A 25,189-nucleotide genomic window follows, 5' to 3' on the forward strand; every position below is an offset into this window, starting at 1 on the left:
CCGCCGCACCGGGCCGCTGAAGCCGGTCGTCCCGGCCCCGCCGTGGCACCCTGGACGCATGCCCGAAGGTGACACGGTGTGGCAGACCGCGAAGCGGCTGCACGACGCGCTCGCCGGCAGGGTGCTGGACCACAGCGACTTCCGGGTGCCGCAGTACGCGACGGTCGACCTGACCGGCCGTACCGTGCTGAACACCGCCCCACGCGGCAAGCACCTGCTCACCCGTTTCGAGGGCGGCCTGACCCTCCACACGCATCTGCGGATGGAGGGCGCCTGGAAGGTGTACGGCCGGGGCGAACGCTGGCGGGGCGGCGCCGGTCACCAGATCCGCATCGTCCTGGGCGCCGACGACCGCATGGCCGTGGGCTACCGCCTCTCGGTGCTGGAGCTGCTGCGCACCGAGGACGAGGAGCGGGTCGTAGGCCATCTGGGGCCCGACCTCCTCGGCCCGGACTGGGACCCGGAGCGCGCGCTCGCCAACCTGTACGCCGACCCCGCCCGCCCCCTCGGCGAAGCCCTGCTCGACCAGCGCAATCTCGCCGGGATCGGCAACGTCTACAAGAGCGAGCTGTGCTTCCTGCTCGGCGTGACCCCCTGGCTCCCCGTCGGCTCGCTCCCCGCGGACCGCGCCGTCCAGCTCCCCGGCGTCGCCCAGCGCCTGCTGGAGGCCAACCGGGCCCGGCCGGTCCGCCGGACCACCGGACTGGACCACAACGACCTGTTCGTCTACGGCCGGGCCTCCCGACCCTGTCTGCGCTGCCGCACCCCGGTACGCGTGGCCGACCAGGGCGACGGCTCACAGGACCGCCCCACCTACTGGTGCCCCACCTGCCAGAGCGGCCCCGCCCCCGCACCGGGCTCAGCCCAGCGCTGGCGTGAGCGCTATCCGCGCCCGGCGCGATAAGGCACACGGCCGACCTCGCCGCTCACCGACAGCGACCCCGCTCACCCCGCTCCGGCTTCACCCGAACGAGGGACCCCAGCACCCCCGGCCCCCGTACCCCCGTCCTTCCCGGTGATACGCCAAGCCTCCCGCCACCGCCCGGTCCGCACAGCTCCCTCGGCCCGCTCCTTGGCCACACAGTGCACCGGCAGCACGCCCAGCCCCCACCCGCCGAGGACCACGGAGCCCTCCAGCACGCCCGCGCCGTCCCCCAGGGCCAGCCGCAGCACCGCCCACCACCAGACCGCGCCCAGCCCGAGCCCTGCCCCCCAGCGCACTATTCGCCCCATCATGGTCCGCCACCTCCGGCCGGAAGCTAGAACACCGCCTGCCACCTGCGGAAGGCGCACCGAAGGGCTCACCGGAGCAGCGCCGGGCAGACAGGCCGACCGCCGGATCCGGGAACCCGCTTCTTCTAAGCGGTCTCGGCCTGAAACATCCAATGGTGCTTCTCGAGATCCGCCGTGATCTGGATGAACAGGTCTTCGGACACCGGGTCGGCGTCACCGGTCGCCTTCACCCGCTCCCGCATCCGGGCGATGACCGCGCCGAGAGCGGCGACCATCCCGGAGACCGCGTCCGTGTCCTTGATCCAGCCCGACGGAGGGACCTTGATGCCGGTGCCGGAGGCGACCGTGGCCGCGCGTCCGTCCGGCGGGACGCCCAGCGCCGAGGAGCGCTCGGCCACCGAGTCGGAGTGCAGGCGGGCGGAGGCGACCACCTCGTCCAGTTGGAGGTGGATGGACCGGAAGCGTGGCCCGACCACGTTCCAGTGGATCTGCTTGGCGACCAGCGAGAGGTCGACCAGATCCACGAGCGCACCCTGGAGGGCCTCGGAGACGGTCTTCAGATCGTCCTCGGGAAGGGGACTCTTCACCACGTACATCCGCTGTCCTCAGGGCTCGGCGGGCTTCACGTCCCTCCCACCATGACCGGCCCGCCCCACCCCGGCAAACGGAGCAAACCGGACGGCCGCGGCCGGGTCCGCGCAGGAAAAAGCCCCGGCCGGGCCTCACCCGGAAAATCCAGGGAGGCCCGGCCGGGGCTCACGTTCTCGGGCGCTAGGCCGCGTGCGCGCAGGTCACGCGGCGACCACGTCCACCGCTTCGGCGGGCGCCTTGATGGTCACCCGTTCCGGTGGCACACCGGTCACCGACACGGAACCCAGCATCGGGCGGACCGGGGCCGGGACACCATCGTTGGCGGCCGCGGACTGGGCCAGCTCGGCGAGTGCCAGTTCGTCACTCACCTCACGCATGAGTTCCGACATCCGTACGTCCAGCGCGTCGCAGATCGCGGAGAGCAGCTCGGAGGAAGCCTCCTTCTGCCCCCGCTCCACCTCGGAGAGATAGCCGAGCGAGACCCGGGCAGACGAGGAGACTTCGCGCAGAGTACGGCCCTGGCGCTGGCGCTGCCGACGCAGCACGTCACCCAGCAGGCGACGGAGCAGAATCATCGGTGGCTCCCTCCTCGGACCGCGTAGCCGCATCCTTCTCGCCCCACCGTACCGCCTCGCGCCGCGGCCGTGCGGGGAGCGATGTCGTGTTCACTCAGGGCTGCAAACATCAAAACCCCCCGTTCCGTTCCGTATCCTGTGCCCGCTCATTTCCGGTCTGTTCGCCCGCAAGCTCCCGCAGAAGCAGTGCGAGTACGCTCCGTACACTCTCCATACGAATTTCCGCACGGCCGCCGTTCAACCGCAGGGCCTCCACTTTTCCGCCGGGGGCGGAAGGAGAGCCTTGCCGGAAGGGTCCGTCGACCGCTATGTACACCGTGCCGACGGGCTGCCCGTCCTGCGGATCGGGGCCGGCCACCCCGGTGGTGGCGATGCCCCAGTCGGCGCCGAGCACCTCGCGCACACCGGCCGCCATCTGGGCCGCGACCTGCGGATCCACCGCGCCCGACCGGGCCAGCAGGCCGGCGTCGACGCCGAGGAGCCGGTGCTTCAGCTCGGTGGCGTAGGCGGTGACCGAACCCCGGAACACCTGGGAGGCGCCGGGGACCGAGGTGATCTCGGCGGCGACCAGACCACCGGTCAGCGACTCGGCCACGGCGAGCGTCTCGCCGCTCACTTTCAGTAGCCGAACCAGCTCGGTGGCCGTGGGGTTCACGCTTCTCGCTCTTCCAACGCCGCCGCCCGCTCGGCGATTCCCCGGCGGCGCAGCACGATGGCCTGTCTCACATAGTCGAGACCGGTGACGACCGTGAGGACGACCGCCGCGGCCATCACCCAGAACCTCAGGGTGGCCAGCCAGCCGGTCAGCGCCAGCACGTACATGCCGACCGCCACGCCCTGGGTGAGCGTCTTCAGCTTGCCGCCCCGGCTGGCCGGGATCACGCCGTACCGGATGACCACGAAACGCAGCAGGGTGATGCCGAGTTCCCGGCCCAGGATGACCGCCGTCACCCACCAGGGCAGGTCGCCCAGCCAGGACAGGCAGATGAGCGCGGCGCCCATGATCGCCTTGTCCGCTATCGGGTCGGCGATCTTCCCGAAGTCGGTGACCAGGTTGTAGGTGCGCGCCAGATGCCCGTCGAACAGGTCCGTGATCATGGCGACGGCGAAGGCCGCCCAGGCGAACGAGCGCCAGGCCGGGTCGTAGCCGCCGTCCGCGAGCAGCAGCGCCACGAAGCCGGGCACGAGGACCAGCCGGAGCATGGTGAGCAGGTTGGCGACGTTCCAGACGCTGGCCTGGTTGACGGCCGCGGCGGCCAGCTTGCCGCCGCGCGGGTGCCGCGCCTCCAGCGCGGCGGCCGGGTCGGAGACCTCCGGAGCGCCGTCGGCGGCGTGACCCGGTGCGCTGCGCGCGCCGGAGGAGCCGCCCGAGGCGGATGCCGGGACTCCGGTCATCTGGCCGCCTCCTCGCTACACACCGACGAACCGGGAAGCGGCTCGGCCACCAGGTCGACCCCCTCGGTGCCGACCACCTTGGCCTCGACGATACGTCCCACGGTGAGACCCTCGCCGCTCGTGAGCAGCACCTGGCCGTCCGTCTCGGGCGCCTGGTGCGCGGCGCGGCCGTACACCCCGTCCTCGCCGTCGACGGACTCCACCAGCACCCGCACGGTCTCCCCGACGCGCTCCTCGGCGCGCTGCGAGACGAGCTCCTCGGCGAGCCGGGAGATGTGGGCGAGACGCTCGGCGACCACGTCCTCGTCGAGCTTGGTGTCGTAGGTGGCCGCCTCGGTGCCCTCCTCGTCGGAGTAGCCGAAGACGCCGATGGCGTCCAGGCGGGCGCCGGTCAGGAAGCGCTCCAGCTCGGCGAGGTCGGCCTCGGTCTCGCCGGGGAAGCCCACGATGAAGTTGGAGCGGACGCCGGCCTCGGGAGCCTTGCCCCGGATGGTGTCCAGCAGCTCCAGGAAGCGGTCGGTGTCACCGAAGCGGCGCATGGCGCGCAGCACGTTCGGCGCGGAGTGCTGGAAGGACAGGTCGAAGTAGGGCACGACCTTCGGGGTGGAGGTCAGCACGTCGATCAGGCCGGGACGCATCTCGGCCGGCTGGAGGTAGCTGACGCGCACCCGCTCGATGCCGTCGACCTCGGCCAGCTCGGGAAGCAGGGACTCCAGCAGGCGGATGTCGCCCAGGTCCTTGCCGTAGGAGGTGTTGTTCTCGGAGACGAGCATGACCTCCTTCACACCCTGCTCGGCCAGCCAGCGCGTCTCGTTGAGCACGTCGCTGGGGCGGCGGGAGATGAAGGAGCCGCGGAAGGACGGGATGGCGCAGAAGGAGCAGCGCCGGTCGCAGCCGGAGGCGAGCTTGACCGAGGCGACCGGGGAGCCGTCCAGACGGCGGCGCAGGGGCGCGCGCGGGCCGGAGGCGGGCGCCAGGCCGTCGGGGAGGTCGGTCGGGCCGTGGCCGGGCAGGGCGACGGCGGCCGCGGACTCCTGGCGCTCGGCCGGGCTGATCGGCAGCAGCTTGCGGCGGTCGCGCGGGGTGTGGGCGGCGTGGACACCGCCGGCCAGGATGGTCTGGAGGCGGTCGGAGATGTCGGCGTAGTCGTCGAAGCCGAGCACGCCGTCGGCCTCGGGCAGCGCCTGGGCGAGTTCCTTGCCGTACCGCTCGGCCATGCAGCCCACCGCCACGACGGCCTGGGTTCTGCCGTGGTCCTTGAGGTCGTTGGCCTCCAGGAGGGCGTCCACGGAGTCCTTCTTGGCGGCTTCGACGAACCCACAGGTGTTGACCACGGCGACATCGGCGTCCCCGGCGTCCTCGACGAGCTGCCAGCCGTCCGCCTCCAAACGGCCTGCGAGCTCCTCCGAGTCCACCTCGTTACGGGCGCAGCCGAGAGTGACTAGTGCGACGGTACGGCGTTCAGGCATGGGCTCAAGACTACTTTGTCTGTCTGGCACCCCATGTCGACGGGGTTGGCCGTTGCCGGCCAACCCCGTCACTGTCCGCTCGCCCCGGGCGCCCGGAAGGGCGTCACCCGACCTCGGGGTCGCCCTTGGTGTACGTGAGCCGCTCCACGGCACCGGGCCGGAAGTCGTCGTCGATCTTCTTGCCGTTGACGTACAGCTCGATCGCCCCGGCGTCACCGAGGATCAGGTTGATCTTGGTGCTGTCCTGGAAGGTCTTGGACTCGCCCTTGTTGAGCAGACCGTCGAAGAGCATGCGCCCGTTGTGGTCCTTGGCGGAGATCCAGCTACGCCCGTCGGGGGCGCTGACCTGGACGGTCACCTTGTCCTGCGGGGCGGCCGCGATGGCGCTGTCGGACGGGTCGGACTTCGGCGTGGCGGACTGCCCGGTCTTCGGGGTGGGCGCGGCGGACCTGGTGGCGGTCGGCGAGGCCTTGCCCTCGACGGCCTGGGTGTCCGTGTCGCCGCCGGTCTGCGACTTGACGGCGGTGAAGCCGACGAAGCCGATGACGACGACGATCGCCGCGACCATGGCCGCGGTCCAGTTCGGGCCCCTGCGCTCGGGGCGGATGCGCTCCGCCTCGAACAGGGGGGCCGCGGGGGTGGGCGCGGGCCGGCCGCCGTGTTCGGCGTCGAACCGCGCGATCAGGGGGGCGGGATCGAGGCCGACGGCCTTGGCGAGGTTGCGGATGTGGCCGCGCGCGTACACGTCACCGCCGCAGGAGGTGAAGTCGTCCTCCTCGATGGCGTGCACGATGCCGAGGCGGATGCGGGTGGCGTTGCTGACATCACCCGCGCTCAGCCCGGCCGCGACGCGGGCCTGACGCAGGGCGGTGCCGACGGAGGGTCCGTCGTGCTCGGGGACGTCGGGGAACGGGGGCTCGTCTTCGGGGGAGTTGCTGCCGATGGACACGGGGGCGCCTTTCGAGCGTGTGAGCCACCTGTGCTGAGCGTTCAGTCTAGGCGGGGTACGAAAGGGTGGGGCAAGCAGGCGAACGGACTTTGTACGCCATCGGAATGGCCGGTCAGCCCGACGGCGGACGGGAGCGGGAGGCCCAGGCCGGTACCTGTACCCCTGCTCTCGCTCAACTTGACGTACTGCGAAGGGAAACGGTTGCCCGCCGATGTTTAACGGGTGGATCACGGTGGTGCCGCCACCCGGCGCAGTCCCGACACGCCGGATGGCCCGAAGCCCTATCCGTCAGACTCCCCGCGAATCACGGCGAGCACGCCGTCCAGTTCGTCAGGCTTCACAAGAACGTCACGGGCCTTGGAGCCCTCACTGGGGCCGACGATGTTCCGGGACTCCATGAGGTCCATCAGCCGGCCCGCCTTGGCGAAGCCGACCCGGAGCTTGCGCTGGAGCATGGACGTCGACCCGAACTGGGTGGAGACCACCAGCTCGGCTGCCTGGCACAGCAGGTCGAGGTCGTCGCCGATGTCCTCGTCGATCTCCTTCTTCTGCTTGGTGCCCACGGTGACGTCGTCCCGGAAGACCGGCGCCATCTGGTCCTTGCAGTGCTGGACGACGACCGCGACCTCGGCCTCGGTGACGAAGGCGCCCTGCATTCGGGTCGGCTTGTTGGCGCCCATGGGCAGGAACAGGCCGTCGCCCTTGCCGATGAGCTTCTCGGCGCCGGGCTGGTCGAGGATGACGCGGGAGTCCGCGAGCGAGGAGGTGGCGAAGGCCAGCCGGGAGGGCACGTTGGCCTTGATGAGGCCGGTGACCACGTCCACCGAGGGCCGCTGGGTGGCCAGCACCAGGTGGATTCCGGCGGCCCGCGCGAGCTGGGTGATGCGGACGATCGAGTCCTCGACGTCACGCGGGGCGACCATCATCAGGTCGGCCAGCTCGTCCACGATCACCAGCAGGTACGGGTACGGCTGGAGCTCGCGCTCGCTGCCGAGCGGCGGGGTGACCTTGCCCTCGCGCACGGCGCGGTTGAAGTCGTCGATGTGCCGGAAGCCGTAGGCGGCGAGGTCGTCGTAGCGCAGGTCCATCTCGCGCACGACCCACTGGAGGGCCTCGGCGGCCCGCTTGGGGTTGGTGATGATCGGCGTGATCAGGTGCGGGATGCCCTCGTAGGCCGTCAGCTCGACGCGCTTGGGGTCGACCAGGATCATCCGGACGTCCTCCGGGGTCGCCCGCATCATGATCGAGGTGATCAGGCAGTTGATGCAGGACGACTTGCCGGAGCCGGTGGCGCCGGCGACCAGGACGTGCGGCATCTTCGCCAGCGAGTGCATCACGTAGCCGCCCTCGACGTCCTTGCCGAAGGCGACCAGCATCGGGTCGTCGTCCTCGGCGGACTCCGCGAGCCGCAGCACGTCCCCGAGGTTGACCATCTCCCGGTCGGTGTTGGGGATCTCGATGCCGACGGCCGACTTGCCGGGGATGGGGCTGATGATCCGCACGTCCGGGCTGGCGACCGCGTATGCGATGTTCTTGGCGAGCGCCGTGATCCGCTCGACCTTCACGGCGGGGCCGAGCTGGACCTCGTAGCGGGTGACCGTCGGCCCCCGGGTGAAGCCGGTGACGTCGGCGTCCACCTTGAACTCGGTGAAGACCGTGCGCAGGGAGGCCACCACCGCGTCGTTGGCCGCGCTGCGCGCCTTGCCGGGGCCGCCGCGCGTCAGGAGGTCCAGCGAGGGCAGCGAGTAGGTGATGTCCCCGGAGAGCTGGAGCTGCTCCGCGCGGGCGGGCATCTCGCGGGGCACCTCGGGGGGCGCCTTGGTGAGGTCGAGGACACCGGAGTCGGTGTTCCTCTTACCCGGCACCGGCCGGGACGACGGCGCCGGGGAGGGCACGGGGACCGGGGTGGTCTCCTCGCGGTCCCCCACGCTCACGCCCTGGGTGAGGTCGGCGACGACCGGGGACGGCGGCATGCCGTGCTGCACGGCGCCGTCGAGCGCGGCGTTGGCCGCGGAGGCCACGTCGATGGCGTCCATCTCGCGCGGCTCGGGCCGCGCGGCCCGGCGGGGGCGGCGCCGGGTGAGCGCCTCGTCCTCGGCGGCGTCGGGGTCGTAGCCCTGCGGGCCGCCACGGCGGCTGCGGGGGCGCGCGGGCGGTTCGTCGCGCCACTGCTCGTCGTAGCCCTCGACGTCGTCCAGGTCGGCCGCGTAGTCGTGCAGCACGCCCAGGCGGACGCCGAGGGCGCGCAGGCGCTGCGGGATGTGGTTGACCGGTGTGGCGGTCACCACGAGCAGGCCGAACACCGTGAGCAGCACCAGCAGAGGTACGGCGAGCACCTCGCTCATCGTGTACGTCAGCGGGGTGGCGGCGGCCCAGCCGATGAGCCCGCCCGCGTCCCTTATCGCCCGCATGCCGTCGTCCCGCGCGGGCGAGCCGCAGGCGATGTGGACCTGGCCGAGGACGCCGATGACCAGCGCGGACAGCCCGATGACGATCCGGCCGTTGGCCTCCGGCTGCTCCGGGTGCCGGATGAACCGCACGGCGATGACCGCGAACAGTATCGGCACCAGCAGGTCCAGGCGGCCGAAGGCGCCGGTGACCAGGATCTCCACCAGGTCGCCGACGGGTCCGCTCAGGTCGGCCCAGGTTCCGGCGGCGACGATCAGCGCGACCGCGAACAGCAGCAGCGCCACGCCGTCCTTCCGGTGAGCCGGGTCGAGGTTCTTCGCTCCCTGCCCTATGCCCCGGAAGACGGCACCGACCGCGTGCGCCATGCCCAGCCAGAGGGCGCGCACGAGCCGGTACACGCCCCCGGTGGGGCTGGGCGCGGGCTTGGCCGGCACCTTGCGGACCGCGGGCTTGCGGGCCGGCGCCTTCTTGGCCGGGGCCTTGCTGGCCGGGGCCTTCTTGGCGACCGCCTTCCGCGCCGGAGCCTTCGCGGGAACGGCCGCCTTCCTGGCGGGCGGCTTCTTGGCTGCGGAGGGACGTGAGGCCATGGGTCCGAGGTTACCGGGGGAGACGACAGCGGACACGTGTGCCCACGGCTTCACCCGTTCGTGTCGCCCTTGCCGGGGCACGAAACTGACGCCCGCTCATGGTGTCCGCCGCACCTGGCGGGACGTCAGCCCTGCGGTGGCAGTGGGGCCGAGCCGTCGGCGCCCGGCTCCAGGGCGTCCAGCGCCCGGCGCAGTCCGGTGAGTTTGCGCTCCAGATGGGCGGCCGTGGCCACCGCCGCGGCGTCGGCCGACTCGTCGTCCAACTGCTTGGAGAGCGCCTCGGCCTGCTCCTCGACGGCCGCGAGCCGCGCGGACAGCTCCGCCAGCAGCCCGGCGGGCTCCTTGCTGTCGACGGTGTCCTTGCCGCCGCCCTCCAACTGGAGCCGCAACAGCGCGGCCTGCTCGCGCAACTGGCAGTTCTTCATGTACAGCTCGACGAAGACCGAGACCTTGGCGCGCAGCACCCACGGGTCGAACGGCTTGGAGATGTAGTCGACCGCCCCCGCCGCATAACCCCGGAAGGTGTGGTGCGGGCCGTGGTTGATCGCGGTGAGGAAGATGATCGGGATGTCCCGAGTCCGCTCCCGCCGCTTGATGTGCGCGGCCGTCTCGAAGCCGTCCATGCCCGGCATCTGGACATCCAGCAGGATGACCGCGAAATCGTCCGTGAGCAGTGCTTTGAGCGCTTCCTCCCCGGAAGATGCCCGCACCAGCGTCTGATCGAGCGCAGAGAGGATGGCCTCCAGCGCCAGCAGATTCTCCGGCCGGTCATCGACCAGGAGGATCTTGGCCTTCTGCACCATGGCCCGCCCTCCTCGCCCCGGCGGTACACCGGGCGCCGCCCCAGGGGACGACTCCCTTTCGCCGCCCGTCCTTGTGCCGGTCATCGTAGCCGCACCCCGCCCGTCGCCACACCCTGTCACCGCGATGTCACGGTGCACACGGCTCAAACGCGGGCAGAGCCTGGAAGGTTCCCGGAATCCGAGGTTCCCACACCTGACCCGCGTACTGAACCGCGCCCCCGTGACCGGTCCTGTCGTGCCGTCACTCCGGCCGCATCCACTGTCGCATGACACCCAGCAGATGATCGGGGTCGACCGGCTTGGTGACGTAGTCGGAGGCGCCCGACTGGATCGCCTTCTCCCGGTCGCCCTTCATCGCCTTCGCGGTCAGCGCGATGATCGGCAGGCCCGCGAACTGCGGCATCCTGCGGATCGCGGTCGTGGTCGCGTACCCGTCCATCTCGGGCATCATGATGTCCATCAGCACCACCGCCACGTCGTCGTGCTGCTCCAGGACCTCGATGCCCTCGCGGCCGTTCTCGGCGTAGAGGACCGAGAGGCCCTGCTGTTCCAGAACACTGGTGAGCGCGAACACGTTGCGGATGTCGTCGTCGACGATGAGCACCTTCTCGCCGCCGAACCGCACCGTGCGCACCGGCCGCTCGGAGCCCTCCGGCTGCTCGATGGTGATGGACTGCTCCGGCCGCTGCTCGGCCGACGGCAGGCTCCGGCGGCGGCGCCGGAAGAGGGCGGCGGGCCCGTTCTGCGTCTCCCGGTACGACTTCACCTCGGCCGGCGTCTCGACCTGGGGCGCCGCCAGCCTGGCGGACAGATGCGCCTCGGAGGCCACCAGCTCACCGGCCTCCAGCGGGGGTACCGACTGCTGGTAGCCCTGCGGCGGGAGTTCGCTCGGGTGCAGCGGCAGGTACAGCGTGAACGTGGAGCCGCGGCCCGGCTCGCTCTGCGCGTGGATCTCACCGCCGAGCAACTGGGCGATCTCCCGCGAGATGGACAGACCGAGGCCGGTGCCGCCGTACTTGCGGCTGGTCGTGCCGTCCGCCTGCTTGAACGCCTCGAAGATCACGCGCATCTTGCTGGCCGCGATGCCGATGCCGGTGTCGGTCACCGAGAACGCGATCAGGTCGGCGTCCGGGTCGGTCAGCACCCCGGCCTCCAGCAACTGCTCCCGGATGACCTGCGGCACGTCCGTACCGGCGGGCCGGATCACCAGCTCCACGGAGCCGGAGTCGGTGAACTTCACCGCGTTGGACAGCAGGTTGCGCAGCACCTGGAGCAGTCGCTGCTCGTCGGTGTGCAGGGTGGCCGGCAGCTCCGGGGAGACCCGCACCGACAGGTCCAGGCCCTTCTCGGCGGTCAGCGGCCGGAAGGTCGCCTCCACGTAGTCCACGAGCTGGACCAGCGCGATCCGGGTCGGGGAGACGTCCATCTTGCCGGCCTCGACCTTGGACAGGTCCAGGATGTCGTTGATGAGCTGGAGCAGGTCGGACCCGGCGCCGTGGATGGTCTCCGCGAACTCGACCTGCTTCGGGGACAGGTTGCTCTCGGCGTTGTCGGCGAGCAGCTTGGCCAGGATCAGCAGCGAGTTGAGCGGGGTACGCAGCTCGTGCGACATGTTGGCGAGGAACTCGCTCTTGTACCGCATCGACACCGCGAGCTGCTCGGCACGCTCCTCCAGGACCTGCCGGGCCTCCTCGATCTCGGTGTTCTTCACCTCGATGTCCCGGTTCTGCCGGGCCAGCAGCTCGGCCTTCTCCTCCAGCTCGGCGTTGGAGGACTGCAGCGCCTTCTGCCGGTTCTCCAGCTCCTCGGAGCGCTCCCGGAGCTGCTCGGTCAGCTCCTGGGACTGCTTCAGCAACTGCTCGGTCTTGGTGTTGACGGAGATCGTGTTGACGCTGGTGGCGATCATCTCCGCGATCTGGTTGAGGAAGTCCCGCTGGATGTGGGTGAACGGCGTGAAGGACGCCAGCTCGATCACGCCGAGCACATTGCCCTCGAACACCACCGGCAAGACGATGACCTGCGCCGGAGGGGCCTCGCCCAGCCCGGAGGAGATCTTCAGGTAGCCGCTGGGCACGTCCTTGACCAGGATCGTCCGCTTCTCCTGCGCGGCCGTCCCGATCAGCCCCTCACCGGGCCGGAAGGAGGTCGGCATCGCGCCCGTGGAGCAGCCGTAGGAGCCGAGCATGCGCAGCTCGTACTCCTCCTCGCCGTCCGCGGCCAGGTCCTGGCCGTCGACCAGCGGGATGGTCAGGAAGAACGCGCCGTGCTGGGCGGAGACCACCGGGGTCAGCTCGCTCATGATCAGCGAGGCCACGTCCTCCAGGTCCCGGCGGCCCTGCATCAGCGCGGAGATGCGGGCGAGGTTGCCCTTGAGCCAGTCCTGCTCCTTGTTGGCGATCGTGGTGTCGCGCAGGTTGGCGATCATCTTGTTGATGTAGTCCTGGAGTTCCTGGATCTCCCCGGACGCGTCCACGTCGATCTTCAGGTTCAGGTCACCGCGCGTCACCGCGGTCGCCACCTTGGCGATGGCGCGCACCTGCCGGGTCAGGTTCCCGGCCATCTCGTTCACCGACTCGGTGAGGTCCCGCCAGGTGCCGTCCACGTCCAGCACCCGCGCCTGGCCGCCGAGAGCGCCCTCGGTGCCCACCTCGCGGGCGACGCGGGTCACCTCCTCGGCGAAGCTGGACAGTTGGTCGACCATCGTGTTGATCGTCGTCTTCAGCTCGAGGATCTCGCCCCGCGCGTCGATGTCGATCTTCTTGGTCAGGTCGCCCTTGGCGATCGCCGTCGTGACCATGGCGATGTTGCGCACCTGGCCGGTCAGGTTGGACGCCATGCCGTTCACCGACTCGGTGAGGTCCTTCCACGTACCCGCCACACCGGGTACGTGCGCCTGGCCGCCCAGGATGCCGTCCGTACCCACCTCACGGGCCACCTTGGTGACCTGGTCGGCGAACGAACTCAGCGTCTTCACCATCGTGTTGATGGTGTCGGCGAGCTGCGCCACCTCACCGCGCGCCTCGATGGTGACCTGGCGCGTCAGGTCACCGTTGGCCACCGCGGAGGCCACCTGGGAGATGTTCCGCACCTGCATGGTCAGGTTGTTGGCCATCAGGTTCACATTGTTGCTGAGGTCCTTCCAGATGCCCGTGACACCCGGTACGTGCGCCTGGCCGCCCAGGATGCCCTCGGTGCCCACCTCACGCGCCACCCGCGTCACCTGCTCGGCGAAGCTGGAGAGCTGGTCGACCATGGTGTTGACCGTGGTGACCAGTTCGAGGATCTCGCCCTTGGCGTCGACGGTGATCTTCTTCGACAGGTCACCCTTGGCCACGGCCGTCGTGACCTCGGCGATGTTCCGCACCTGGATCGTCAGGTTGTTGGCCATGAAGTTCACGGACTGGGTGAGGTCCTTCCAGGTGCCGGAGACACCCTGCACCTCGGCCTGACCGCCGAGCATGCCCTCCGTACCCACCTCACGGGCGACCCTGGTGACCTCCTGCGCGAAGGACGAGAGCTGGTCCACCATCGTGTTCAGGGTGTTCTTCAGCTCCAGGATCTCCCCGCGCGCGTCCACGGTGATCTTCTGGGAGAGGTCACCCCGCGCCACCGCGGTGGCCACCTGGGCGATGTTGCGGACCTGCGCGGTGAGGTTCCCCGCCATACCGTTCACCGAATCGGTGAGGTCCCGCCACACACCGGCCACGCCCGGCACCTGCGCCTGACCGCCGAGGCGGCCCTCGGTGCCCACGTCGCGGGCCACGCGGGTCACCTGGTCGGCGAAGGCGGAGAGCTGGTCCACCATCGTGTTGATGGTGTTCTTCAGCTCCAGGATCTCGCCGCGCGCGTCCACGTCGATCTTCTGCGAGAGGTCACCGTTGGCCACCGCCGTCGTCACCTGGGCGATGTTGCGCACCTGGGAAGTGAGGTTCCCGGCCATGAAGTTGACGGAGTCCGTCAGCTCCTTCCAGGTGCCGGACACCCCGTCCACCCGCGCCTGACCGCCGAGGCGCCCCTCGGTGCCCACGTCACGGGCCATCCGCGTCACCTGGTCGGCGAAGCTGGAGAGCTGGTCCACCATCGTGTTCACGGTGTTCTTCAACTGGAGCATCTCGCCGGACACGTCCACGGTGACCTTCTGCGACAGATCGCCGTTGGCCACCGCCGTCGTCACCTGGGCGATGTTGCGCACCTGGCCGGTGAGGTTGCGGAAAGCGGTGTTGACCGAGTCGGTCAGGTCCTTCCAGGTACCGGCCGCGCCCGACACCTGTGCCTGGCCGCCCAGTTCACCCTCGACGCCGATCTCCCGCGCCACCCGCGTCACCTCGGCACCGAACGCCGAGAGCTGGTCCACCATCCCGTTGACGGTGTTCTTCAGCTCCAGCATCTCGCCGGCCACGTCCACGGTGACCTTCTGCGACAGGTCACCGCTGGCCACGGCGGTCGTCACGGCGGCGATGTCCCGCACCTGGGTGGTGAGATTCCGGAACACCGTGTTCACGGAGTCCGTCAGATCCTTCCACGTACCCGCCGCACCCGGCACGTTCGCCTGGCCGCCGAGCCGCCCCTCGGCACCCACCTCGTTGGCCACGCGCGTGACCTCGTCCGCGAAGATCCGCAGCGTCTCGGTCATCTGGTTGATCGTCTCGGCGAGCTGCGCCACCTCGCCGCGCGCGGGCACCGTCACCTTCTGCGACAGGTCACCGTTGGCCACGGCCGTCGTCACCTGGGAGATCCCGCGCACCTGCGCGGTCAGGTTCCCGGCCATCGTGTTGACGGAGTCGGTCAGCTCCTTCCACACCCCGGCCACGCCCGGTACCTGCGCCTGGCCGCCCAGGATGCCCTCGGTGCCCACCTCGCGGGCCACCCGGGTCACCTCGGAGGAGAACGAGGAGAGCTGCTCCACCATCGTGTTGACGGTGTTCTTCAGCTCCAGCATCTCGCCGGCCACCTGCACGGTGACCTTGCGCGACAGATCGCCGCCGGCGACCGCCGTCGTCACCAGCGCGATGTCCCGCACCTGCGCCGTCAGCCGGTTCGCCATCGTGTTGACGGACTCCGTCAGGTCCTTCCAGGACCCCGACATGCCCCGCACCTTCGCCTGCCCGCCGAGCTTGCCGTCGGTGCCGACCTCGATGGCCACGCGGGTGACCTCGTCGGTGAACGTGGACAACTGGTCGACCAGGTTGTTCACGGTCCGGCCGACCTTCAGGAACTCGCCCCGCAGCGGATGCCCGGTCCCGTCCGGCGCCTCGGTGCGCAGGTCCATGCGCGGCGACAGATCGCCCTCCGCGACCGCCGTCAGCACCCGGCTGACCTCGGACACCGGCCACACCAGATCGTCGACCAGCGCGTTGGAGTTCTCCACGGCGGCCGCCCAGGAGCCCTCGCAGGCACCCGTCTCCAGCCGCTCCGTGAGCTTTCCCTCACGCCCGACCGTGCGCCGCACCCGCGCCAGCTCACCGGTCAGATGCAGATTGCGGTCGGCCACCTCGTTGAAGACCGCCGCGATCTCCGACATCACACCGTCGCCGGACACCGTGAGCCGCTTGCGGAAGTTCCCGTCGCGCATGGATTCCAGCGCGGCGAGCAACCGGTTCAGGGCAGCCGTGTCCACCTCGGTGACGCCGCCGCTCCTGCGCGGGGACGGCCGGCCCTTCGCGCGCGTCTTATTGCCCCGCGTCGCTGCGCCAGACTCCACTGTGTCCCTCCCGGAGGGGTAGACCGTCACTGCCGTACCCGGCCGCGTCGGCCCGGCTTGCCGGGGACCGGCACACCGGTTGCTTCCGCGTACTCATTACCGCTCGGTACTGCCAGGTGCCGCCACCGGACCGGTGATCCGGCGGCATCCAGGGGCTGCTGCCCTTCGTGCACGGAACACACGCAGCCCGAACGGACCTTCATCAAAATCCTGCCCAGTGTTTCACCCCTGCCGAACCAGGCCATAACAGTTCGGCAGCTTCGCACACGGTTCGCACACCGTGGGGGGTAATCACCGGCGACCGGCATCCACTGCGACGGCGAAGGTAAGTAACCTTGCATCCGGCTGTCCAGCCGCACCGGCCCGACCGGCATGGGCGGCGGCACGAGAAGGACACGGGCATCGGAGGGGCGGCCGCAGAGCATGACCACCGGACTGATCCCGGGGGGACCTCCCCCGGAGCCACGGCCGAAGGGCGAGCGGACGCCGCAGCAGCGGTCCGAGCCGGACGGCCACCCCGCCCCGCACGTCGACGACAGAGCAAGGAGTTCCGTGATCACCGCCCGCGCGGCCGCCAGCTTCGAGCCCGTCGGGCGTTCGGTCGCGACCGCCCGCGCCTTCGTCCGCGACACCCTCCAGGGCTGGGGGTTCGCCGACATCGTCGACGACGCCGTGGTGCTCACCAGCGAGCTGGTCACCAACGCCGTGGTCCACGCGGGCACCGAGGCGGAGGTCCTGTGCCTGCGCACCGAGCACGGCGTCCGCATCGAGGTCTCCGACCGCTACCCCGAGCGCGAGGTGCCGCTCCAGAGCGCGCACGCAGTCATGGGCAGCCCCGACCGCGAGGGCGGCCGCGGCCTGCAACTGTGCGCGGCCCTCGCCACCCGCTGGGGCGTCGAGTACACCCCCACGCACAAGAACGTCTGGTTCCAGCTCGACCTGCCCGAACGCCCGGTCGGCACCCGCACCGCCGGACCGGCCCTGCCGCCCGACCTGCTCCCCCTGGCCGACAGCCGGGTCCGCGTGGCCGTCCTCCAGATCGACCGCAACGGCTGCGTCAGCGCCTGGAACGAGGACGCCGAGGAACTCTTCGGCTACCCGGCCAACGAGGTCATCGGCAAGCCCCTCACCGACCTCGCCGCCTGGCCGCACACCCCCGGCACCGGCACCGGCATCGCCGAGGCGCTCCTGCTCTCCCGCTGGGAGGGCAGCTACGGCGTCCGGGGCGCCGACGGCCGCGTCGCCCCCGTCTACGCCTCCCATCTCCGCGTCCGCGACACCGGCGGCGAGCCCTCCACCGTCTGCCTCCTGGTCCGCGACCACGAGCGCGCCGTCCTCCAGACGCCCTCCCGCGTCCCCGCGGGCGACCAGGGCGGCTCCGACGGCCAGAGCGCGGACCCCTTCGAGGTCTTCATCGGCTCCCCCGCACCCGACGACCTCGACGGACTCCTCCAGCGCACCGTCGAGCGCGCCCGCGACATGCTCGACGGCGACTCCGCCTTCCTGCTGCTCGCCACCGACGACGAGACCGAACTCGAGGTCCGCGCCTCCACCGGGCTGCCCTCCACCCGCCAGCGCTTCGCCCGCGTCCCCGTCGAGGCCGGCCCCGGCCGCTACGGCTCGGCGCGCATGCCCGCCGTCCACGAGGACCTGAGCGCCGTCCCCAGCGCCGCCGTCCCGCTGCTGGCAGGCACCGGCATGCGCTCGGTGGTCACCGTGCCGCTCAAGGTCGAGGGCCGTCTCACCGGCTCCCTCGGCGTCGCGGCCGAGGCGCCCGGCCGGTACTCCAACGAGGAGGCACTGCGCCTCCAGTTCGCCGCCGACCGCATCGCGCTGGCCGTGGAGTCCGCCCGCCTCGGCGAGCTGGAGCGGCTGCGCAGAGGCTCGCTCAGCTTCCTGGTCGAGGCGTCCGACCTGCTCGCCGGCACCCTGGACCGCGACCAGACCCTCGCCCTGATGGCACAGATGACCGTGCCGACCCTGGCCACCTGGTGCGCGGTCTACACGATCAGCGAGCAGTCCGCGGACCCGTACCTGTCGTACGTCCTGCACGAGGACGAGGAGTTCATCGACGGCATCAAGTCCTTGCTGTCGAAGATCCCGCCGCCCGACCCGGTACTGACGCCGGGCGCCCGGGTCTGGCCGCTGCCCGGCGAGGTCGCACACCAGGCCGCCCTGCGCAGCTCCATGCGCAGCCTCGGCCTGTCCGGCGGACCCACCCAGCAGCTCGCCTCCAGCATCGGCCCGACGCTGGCGACGGCCTCGGCGGTCGGCGGCGAGACGGTCGTGCTGCCGCTGGTGGCCCGCAACCGCGTCATCGGCATGCTGACCCTCGGCAAGCCCACCGACGACCACTTCCGCCAGGAGATCCTGGAGCTGGCCGAGGACCTGTCCCGCCGGGCCGCCCTGGCCCTGGACAACGCCCGCCTGTACTCGGAGCGCACGGCCATCAGCCAGTCCCTCCAGCGCAGCCTCCTGCCCCCCGGCCTGCCGCCCATCGACGGCGTCGAGGTCGACGTCATCTACCGCGCGGCGGGCGAGGGCAACGAGGTGGGCGGTGACTTCTACGACCTCTTCCCCATCGGCGACGGCGCGTACGGCTTCGCCATCGGCGACGTCTGCGGCACCGGCCCCAACGCGGCCGCCGTGACCGGCCTGGCGCGGCACGCCCTGCGCCTGCTGGCCCGCGAGGGCCTGAGCGGCCCGGCGGTGCTGGAGCGCCTGAACTCCGCGATCCTCGACGAGGGCGACCGCAGCCGCTTCCTGACCCTGCTGTACGGCGAGATGCGCCCGCAGGAGAACGGCGGCGCCGAGCTGAAGGTGGTCTGCGCCGGCCACCCCCTCCCGCTGCGCCTGCGCCAGGACGGCACGGTCACCCCGGCCGCCGAGCCGCAGCCGCTCCTCGGCGTGATCGAGGACCTGGAGCTGTACGAGGAGACGGTCACCCTCGATCCCGGCGACGTCCTGCTGTGCGTCACGGACGGCGTCACCGAACGCCGCGAGGGCACCCGCATGTTGGGCGACGACGGCCTCGCGGACGTCCTGACGACCTGTACGGGGCTCACCGCGGGCGCGGTCGCCGCGCGCGTCCTGCGCGCGGTGGAGCGGTTCGCGTCCGACGCCCCGTCCGACGACATGGCGATCCTGGCGATGCGGGTTCCGGGGCTTCAGCAGGACTGAGGCCCCGGCCCGGCCGGGCGTCCTGCGAGCGGACACACGAAAGGCCCCACCCGAGACGGGTGGGGCCTTTCGTTTTGGCTGAGCCCCCAAACGGAATCGAACCGTTGACCTTCTCCTTACCATGGAGACGCTCTGCCGACTGAGCTATGGGGGCCTTGTCGCTTTCGAGGTTTCCCTCGCGGCAACAAGAAGATCGTACCCTGAACGGGCTCGGCTTCCCAAATCCGTTCGCGGCCCGTTCAGAAAGCGGGCTGCAGCAGTCCGCCAAGGGCATTGCAGGCGGCGACGATCCGCTGCATCTCCCGCTTCGTCAGGGCCGGGTCGACGGGCAGGGCGAGCGTCTCGTCCGCCGCCCGCTCGGTCTCGGGCAGCATCCGGGCGGGGTGCCGGAACCGGGGCAGCCGGTGGGCGGGCGTCTGCACGGGAATCCGGCAGGCAACCCCCCTGGCCCGCAGGGCGCGTGCGAACGCGTCCCGGTCGGGCCGCCCGTTCCCCGGCACCCGGACCACGTACTGCTGGTAGGTGTGACCGTCACCGCTGTCCGGCGTCCGAACTCCCCTGAGCCTGGCGTCCAGATAGGCCGCCCGCTCGCGCCGCCGCACCAACTCCTCGTCCGGTGCTTCGGCTTCTCCTCGCTCCAGCACCAACAGCCCGTGCCGGTGTCCCAGTTCGCGCAGTGGCCGCACGTCGGCCCGCCGGCCGAACCGGTGGACCACGACGACGGCCGCGGTCCGGGCTGTCACGGCCGCCGCGACGGACTCCGCGTCCAGGCAGTAGGTGTCCGGGTCTATGTCGGCGAACACCGGCAGCGCGCCCACCAGGGCCACCGCCTCGGCGACTTCGGCGTTCCCGAAGGCAGGCACGACGACTTCGTCCCCGGCTCCCACGCCGGCGGCCCTGAGCATTGCTGCGGTACCCATGGAGGAGATGCTCGGGGGGCCACGTGAACGACAAGTTACGGAAAACAAAAAAGGGTTGGTCCCTGAACCGAAGTTCAGGGACCAACCCTTTTATCAAAATTAGTTCGGCGGCGTCCTACTCTCCCACAGGGTCCCCCCTGCAGTACCATCGGCGCTGTGAGGCTTAGCTTCCGGGTTCGGAATGTAACCGGGCGTTTCCCACACGCTATGACCACCGAAACACTATGAAACTGTTTCAGCCAAAACCCATGTGTGGCACATGGATGCTGTTCGTGGTTTCAGAACCAACACAGTGGACGCGAGCAACTGAGGACAAGCCCTCGGCCTATTAGTACCAGTCAACTTCACCCGTTACCAGGCTTCCATATCTGGCCTATCAACCCAGTCGTCTACTGGGAGCCTTACCCTCTCAAGGAGGTGGGAATACTCATCTCGAAGCAGGCTTCCCGCTTAGATGCTTTCAGCGGTTATCCCTCCCGAACGTAGCCAACCAGCCATGCCCTTGGCAGGACAACTGGCACACCAGAGGTTCGTCCGTCCCGGTCCTCTCGTACTAGGGACAGCCCTTCTCAATATTCCTACGCGCACAGCGGATAGGGACCGAACTGTCTCACGACGTTCTAAACCCAGCTCGCGTACCGCTTTAATGGGCGAACAGCCCAACCCTTGGGACCGACTCCAGCCCCAGGATGCGACGAGCCGACATCGAGGTGCCAAACCATCCCGTCGATATGGACTCTTGGGGAAGATCAGCCTGTTATCCCCGGGGTACCTTTTATCCGTTGAGCGACGGCGCTTCCACAAGCCACCGCCGGATCACTAGTCCCGACTTTCGTCCCTGCTCGACCCGTCGGTCTCACAGTCAAGCTCCCTTGTGCACTTACACTCAACACCTGATTGCCAACCAGGCTGAGGGAACCTTTGGGCGCCTCCGTTACTCTTTAGGAGGCAACCGCCCCAGTTAAACTACCCATCAGACACTGTCCCTGATCCGGATCACGGACCCAGGTTAGACATCCAGCACGACCAGACTGGTATTTCAACGACGACTCCCCCTGAACTGGCGTCCAGAGTTCACAGTCTCCCAGCTATCCTACACAAGCCGAACCGAACACCAATATCAAACTGTAGTAAAGGTCCCGGGGTCTTTCCGTCCTGCTGCGCGAAACGAGCATCTTTACTCGTAGTGCAATTTCACCGGGCCTATGGTTGAGACAGTCGAGAAGTCGTTACGCCATTCGTGCAGGTCGGAACTTACCCGACAAGGAATTTCGCTACCTTAGGATGGTTATAGTTACCACCGCCGTTTACTGGCGCTTAAGTTCTCAGCTTCGCCCTGTCGAAACAGAGCTAACCGGTCCCCTTAACGTTCCAGCACCGGGCAGGCGTCAGTCCGTATACATCGCCTTACGGCTTCGCACGGACCTGTGTTTTTAGTAAACAGTCGCTTCTCGCTGGTCTCTGCGGCCACCCCCAGCTCACCGAGTAAATCGGATCACCAGTGATGGCCCCCCTTCTCCCGAAGTTACGGGGGCATTTTGCCGAGTTCCTTAACCATAGTTCACCCGAACGCCTCGGTATTCTCTACCTGACCACCTGAGTCGGTTTAGGGTACGGGCCGCCATGAAACTCGCTAGAGGCTTTTCTCGACAGCATAGGATCATCCACTTCACCACAATCGGCTCGGCATCAGGTCTCAGACTATGTGTTGCCCGGATTTACCTGGACAACGTCCTACACCCTTACCCCAGGACTACCATCGCCTGGGCTGGACTACCTTCCTGCGTCACCCCATCACTCACCTACTAACCGCTTGGGCCGGCGGCTCCACCACTTTCCTTTCCCCGAAGGGTCCGGAACGGCTTCACGGCCTTAGCATCACGATGCTCGATGTTTGACGCTTCACAGCGGGTACCGGAATATCAACCGGTTATCCATCGACTACGCCTGTCGGCCTCGCCTTAGGTCCCGACTTACCCTGGGCAGATCAGCTTGACCCAGGAACCCTTAGTCAATCGGCGCACACGTTTCTCACGTGTGTATCGCTACTCATGCCTGCATTCTCACTCGTGAACCGTCCACAACTCGCTTCCGCGGCTGCTTCACCCGGCACACGACGCTCCCCTACCCATCACAGCACCCGTTGGGGCTTATTGCTGCAATGACACGACTTCGGCGGTACGCTTGAGCCCCGCTACATTGTCGGCGCGGAATCACTAGACCAGTGAGCTATTACGCACTCTTTCAAGGGTGGCTGCTTCTAAGCCAACCTCCTGGTTGTCTCTGCGACTCCACATCCTTTCCCACTTAGCGTACGCTTAGGGGCCTTAGTCGATGCTCTGGGCTGTTTCCCTCTCGACCATGGAGCTTATCCCCCACAGTCTCACTGCCGTGCTCTCACTTACCGGCATTCGGAGTTTGGCTAAGGTCAGTAACCCGGTAGGGCCCATCGCCTATCCAGTGCTCTACCTCCGGCAAGAAACACACGACGCTGCACCTAAATGCATTTCGGGGAGAACCAGCTATCACGGAGTTTGATTGGCCTTTCACCCCTAACCACAGGTCATCCCCCAGGTTTTCAACCCTGGTGGGTTCGGTCCTCCACGAAGTCTTACCTCCGCTTCAACCTGCCCATGGCTAGATCACTCCGCTTCGGGTCTTGAGCGTGCTACTGAATCGCCCTATTCGGACTCGCTTTCGCTACGGCTTCCCCACACGGGTTAACCTCGCAACACACCGCAAACTCGCAGGCTCATTCTTCAAAAGGCACGCAGTCACGAGATATGTGCAAGCACATATCCGACGCTCCCACGGCTTGTAGGCACACGGTTTCAGGTACTATTTCACTCCGCTCCCGCGGTACTTTTCACCATTCCCTCACGGTACTATCCGCTATCGGTCACCAGGGAATATTTAGGCTTAGCGGGTGGTCCCGCCAGATTCACACGGGATTTCTCGGGCCCCGTGCTACTTGGGTGTCTCTCAAACGAGCCGCTGATGTTTCGACTACGGGGGTCTTACCCTCTACGCCGGACCTTTCGCATGTCCTTCGCCTACATCAACGGTTTCTGACTCGTCCTGTCGCCGGCAGACGACAGAAGAGAGATCCCACAACCCCGTACACGCAACCCCTGCCGGGTCTCACACGTATACGGTTTGGCCTCATCCGGTTTCGCTCGCCACTACTCCCGGAATCACGGTTGTTTTCTCTTCCTGAGGGTACTGAGATGTTTCACTTCCCCTCGTTCCCTCCACACTGCCTATGTGTTCAGCAGCGGGTGACAGCCCATGACGACTGCCGGGTTTCCCCATTCGGAAACCCCCGGATCAAAGCCTGGTTGACGGCTCCCCGGGGACTATCGTGGCCTCCCACGTCCTTCATCGGTTCCTGGTGCCAAGGCATCCACCGTGCGCCCTTAAAAACTTGGCCACAGATGCTCGCGTCCACTGTGCAGTTCTCAAACAACGACCAGCCACCCATCACCCCACCAGACGAACTGGTGAGTGCACTGGGGCCGGCGACTGAGGAAATCCATTCCCTCAGACACCCAACAGCGTGCCCGACACCCTTCCCGTCTTTTCCGTTCCACGCCGAAGCAGTACTAGGAGAAAGTCAGTGAAGTGTGCCGAATAATCAACGTTCCACCCATGAGCAACCAGCATCGAACATTCGCCGATGTACTGGCCTCTGGACCGCTAGGCGGCCTAGAAGTGCTCCTTAGAAAGGAGGTGATCCAGCCGCACCTTCCGGTACGGCTACCTTGTTACGACTTCGTCCCAATCGCCAGTCCCACCTTCGACAGCTCCCTCCCACAAGGGGTTGGGCCACCGGCTTCGGGTGTTACCGACTTTCGTGACGTGACGGGCGGTGTGTACAAGGCCCGGGAACGTATTCACCGCAGCAATGCTGATCTGCGATTACTAGCAACTCCGACTTCATGGGGTCGAGTTGCAGACCCCAATCCGAACTGAGACAGGCTTTTTGAGATTCGCTCTACCTCACGGTTTCGCAGCTCATTGTACCTGCCATTGTAGCACGTGTGCAGCCCAAGACATAAGGGGCATGATGACTTGACGTCGTCCCCACCTTCCTCCGAGTTGACCCCGGCAGTCTCCTGTGAGTCCCCATCACCCCGAAGGGCATGCTGGCAACACAGAACAAGGGTTGCGCTCGTTGCGGGACTTAACCCAACATCTCACGACACGAGCTGACGACAGCCATGCACCACCTGTACACCGACCACAAGGGGGGCACCATCTCTGATGCTTTCCGGTGTATGTCAAGCCTTGGTAAGGTTCTTCGCGTTGCGTCGAATTAAGCCACATGCTCCGCTGCTTGTGCGGGCCCCCGTCAATTCCTTTGAGTTTTAGCCTTGCGGCCGTACTCCCCAGGCGGGGAACTTAATGCGTTAGCTGCGGCACCGACGACGTGGAATGTCGCCAACACCTAGTTCCCACCGTTTACGGCGTGGACTACCAGGGTATCTAATCCTGTTCGCTCCCCACGCTTTCGCTCCTCAGCGTCAGTAATGGCCCAGAGATCCGCCTTCGCCACCGGTGTTCCTCCTGATATCTGCGCATTTCACCGCTACACCAGGAATTCCGATCTCCCCTACCACACTCTAGCTAGCCCGTATCGACTGCAGACCCGAGGTTAAGCCTCGGGCTTTCACAATCGACGTGACAAGCCGCCTACGAGCTCTTTACGCCCAATAATTCCGGACAACGCTTGCGCCCTACGTATTACCGCGGCTGCTGGCACGTAGTTAGCCGGCGCTTCTTCTGCAGGTACCGTCACTTTCGCTTCTTCCCTGCTGAAAGAGGTTTACAACCCGAAGGCCGTCATCCCTCACGCGGCGTCGCTGCATCAGGCTTTCGCCCATTGTGCAATATTCCCCACTGCTGCCTCCCGTAGGAGTCTGGGCCGTGTCTCAGTCCCAGTGTGGCCGGTCGCCCTCTCAGGCCGACTACCCGTCGTCGCCTTGGTGAGCCATTACCTCACCAACAAGCTGATAGGCCGCGGGCTCATCCTTCACCGCCGGAGCTTTTAACCGCAGACCATGCGATCCGCAGTGTTATCCGGTATTAGACCCCGTTTCCAGGGCTTGTCCCAGAGTGAAGGGCAGATTGCCCACGTGTTACTCACCCGTTCGCCACTAATCCCCACCGAAGTGGTTCATCGTTCGACTTGCATGTGTTAAGCACGCCGCCAGCGTTCGTCCTGAGCCAGGATCAAACTCTCCGTGAATGTTTTCCCGTAATCGGGACTACACATCACGAGAGCGGAACCATCGGAGGAATAGTCCGATGGTTCACAGCGTCCTCGCTGTGTTTATTTCAAAGGAACCTCGTCCCGGTCGTGATGACCGGAGACGGG

13 protein-coding genes, 1 tRNA gene and 3 rRNA genes are annotated in these 25,189 nt (G+C 67.9%); 2 read left to right on the plus strand and 15 right to left on the minus strand.

The features are described from left to right. The first annotated feature begins 58 nt into the window (after positions 1–58). On the plus strand, positions 59–904 hold the full coding sequence (locus HEK131_RS22950; protein ID WP_244336858.1) for an Fpg/Nei family DNA glycosylase: 846 nt from the start codon (positions 59–61) through the stop codon (positions 902–904). 41 nt (positions 905–945) lie between these two features. Here HEK131_RS22950 and HEK131_RS22955 read toward each other — a convergent pair whose 3' ends face one another. From HEK131_RS22955 to HEK131_RS23000, 10 genes are all read right to left on the minus strand, one after another. Continuing rightward, positions 946–1,236 carry a hypothetical protein gene (locus HEK131_RS22955; protein WP_217460742.1) on the minus strand — a complete coding sequence of 97 codons (291 nt, stop codon included), beginning with the start codon at positions 1,234–1,236 and terminating at the stop codon, positions 946–948. Between the two features lie 122 nt (positions 1,237–1,358). After that, positions 1,359–1,829 (minus strand): Dps family protein, encoded by a 471-nt coding sequence (locus HEK131_RS22960; protein ID WP_217460741.1) that lies wholly within the window; start codon positions 1,827–1,829, stop codon positions 1,359–1,361. 195 nt (positions 1,830–2,024) lie between these two features. Next, a complete protein-coding gene (locus HEK131_RS22965; RefSeq protein ID WP_031183054.1) occupies positions 2,025–2,399 on the minus strand; it encodes a helix-turn-helix domain-containing protein in 375 nt (124 codons plus the stop codon). A 109-nt stretch (positions 2,400–2,508) separates the two neighbouring features. After that, positions 2,509–3,054: a CinA family protein gene (locus tag HEK131_RS22970; RefSeq protein ID WP_244336860.1), complete on the minus strand. Its 546-nt coding sequence runs from the start codon at positions 3,052–3,054 to the stop codon at positions 2,509–2,511. After that, positions 3,051–3,794: a CDP-diacylglycerol--glycerol-3-phosphate 3-phosphatidyltransferase gene (pgsA, locus tag HEK131_RS22975; RefSeq protein ID WP_217460739.1), complete on the minus strand. Its 744-nt coding sequence runs from the start codon at positions 3,792–3,794 to the stop codon at positions 3,051–3,053. Before pgsA ends, HEK131_RS22970 begins: the two co-directional genes overlap by 4 nt. Beyond that, on the minus strand, positions 3,791–5,263 hold the full coding sequence (gene rimO, locus HEK131_RS22980) for a 30S ribosomal protein S12 methylthiotransferase RimO (RefSeq protein ID WP_217460738.1): 1,473 nt from the start codon (positions 5,261–5,263) through the stop codon (positions 3,791–3,793). The genes pgsA and rimO overlap by 4 nt, the downstream gene beginning before the upstream one ends. 103 nt (positions 5,264–5,366) lie before the next feature. Next, positions 5,367–6,212, minus strand: coding sequence for a helix-turn-helix domain-containing protein (locus HEK131_RS22985; protein ID WP_244336861.1), 846 nt, complete (start codon positions 6,210–6,212; stop codon positions 5,367–5,369). 281 nt (positions 6,213–6,493) lie between these two features. Then, a complete protein-coding gene (locus tag HEK131_RS22990; RefSeq protein ID WP_244336862.1) occupies positions 6,494–9,208 on the minus strand; it encodes a DNA translocase FtsK in 2,715 nt (904 codons plus the stop codon). Between the two features lie 125 nt (positions 9,209–9,333). Next, a complete protein-coding gene (locus tag HEK131_RS22995) occupies positions 9,334–10,011 on the minus strand; it encodes a response regulator (protein ID WP_217460735.1) in 678 nt (225 codons plus the stop codon). A gap of 241 nt (positions 10,012–10,252) precedes the next feature. Further along, a complete protein-coding gene (locus tag HEK131_RS23000; protein ID WP_217460734.1) occupies positions 10,253–15,712 on the minus strand; it encodes a HAMP domain-containing protein in 5,460 nt (1,819 codons plus the stop codon). Positions 15,713–16,135: 423 nt separating this feature from the next. Here HEK131_RS23000 and HEK131_RS23005 point away from each other — a divergent pair, with 423 nt between their 5' ends. Continuing rightward, positions 16,136–18,892, plus strand: coding sequence for a SpoIIE family protein phosphatase (locus HEK131_RS23005; protein ID WP_217460733.1), 2,757 nt, complete (start codon positions 16,136–16,138; stop codon positions 18,890–18,892). Between the two features lie 81 nt (positions 18,893–18,973). On the opposite strand, the gene HEK131_RS23010 is transcribed toward HEK131_RS23005, so the two are convergent. From HEK131_RS23010 to HEK131_RS23030, 5 genes are all read right to left on the minus strand, one after another. Then, positions 18,974–19,046 (minus strand) — tRNA-Thr (locus tag HEK131_RS23010). A gap of 85 nt (positions 19,047–19,131) precedes the next feature. Further along, positions 19,132–19,797 (minus strand): DegT/DnrJ/EryC1/StrS family aminotransferase, encoded by a 666-nt coding sequence (locus HEK131_RS23015; protein WP_244452126.1) that lies wholly within the window; start codon positions 19,795–19,797, stop codon positions 19,132–19,134. A gap of 117 nt (positions 19,798–19,914) precedes the next feature. Beyond that, a 5S ribosomal RNA gene (gene rrf, locus HEK131_RS23020) occupies positions 19,915–20,031 on the minus strand. Between the two features lie 89 nt (positions 20,032–20,120). After that, positions 20,121–23,242: ribosomal RNA gene (locus HEK131_RS23025) — 23S ribosomal RNA — on the minus strand. Between the two features lie 292 nt (positions 23,243–23,534). After that, positions 23,535–25,060: ribosomal RNA gene (locus HEK131_RS23030) — 16S ribosomal RNA — on the minus strand. The 16S, 23S and 5S rRNA genes sit together here, the layout of an rRNA operon. Between the last annotated feature and the right edge of the window lie 129 nt (positions 25,061–25,189).

The organism is Streptomyces seoulensis, assembly GCF_022846655.1.
Taxonomy (GTDB): Bacteria; Actinomycetota; Actinomycetes; order Streptomycetales; family Streptomycetaceae; genus Streptomyces.

What these genes read in the sequence shown, in the direction of transcription:
- HEK131_RS22950 (WP_244336858.1), top strand. Translation starts at nt 59, where the DNA reads ATGCCCGAAGGTGACACGGTGTGGCAGACCGCGAAGCGGCTGCACGAC.
- HEK131_RS22955 (WP_217460742.1), bottom strand. Translation starts at nt 1,236, where the DNA reads ATGATGGGGCGAATAGTGCGCTGGGGGGCAGGGCTCGGGCTGGGCGCG.
- HEK131_RS22960 (WP_217460741.1), bottom strand. Translation starts at nt 1,829, where the DNA reads ATGTACGTGGTGAAGAGTCCCCTTCCCGAGGACGATCTGAAGACCGTC.
- HEK131_RS22965 (WP_031183054.1), bottom strand. Translation starts at nt 2,399, where the DNA reads ATGATTCTGCTCCGTCGCCTGCTGGGTGACGTGCTGCGTCGGCAGCGC.
- pgsA (WP_217460739.1), bottom strand. Translation starts at nt 3,794, where the DNA reads ATGACCGGAGTCCCGGCATCCGCCTCGGGCGGCTCCTCCGGCGCGCGC.
- rimO (WP_217460738.1), bottom strand. Translation starts at nt 5,263, where the DNA reads ATGCCTGAACGCCGTACCGTCGCACTAGTCACTCTCGGCTGCGCCCGT.
- HEK131_RS22990 (WP_244336862.1), bottom strand. Translation starts at nt 9,208, where the DNA reads ATGGCCTCACGTCCCTCCGCAGCCAAGAAGCCGCCCGCCAGGAAGGCG.
- HEK131_RS22995 (WP_217460735.1), bottom strand. Translation starts at nt 10,011, where the DNA reads ATGGTGCAGAAGGCCAAGATCCTCCTGGTCGATGACCGGCCGGAGAAT.
- HEK131_RS23005 (WP_217460733.1), top strand. Translation starts at nt 16,136, where the DNA reads ATGACCACCGGACTGATCCCGGGGGGACCTCCCCCGGAGCCACGGCCG.
- HEK131_RS23015 (WP_244452126.1), bottom strand. Translation starts at nt 19,797, where the DNA reads ATGCTCAGGGCCGCCGGCGTGGGAGCCGGGGACGAAGTCGTCGTGCCT.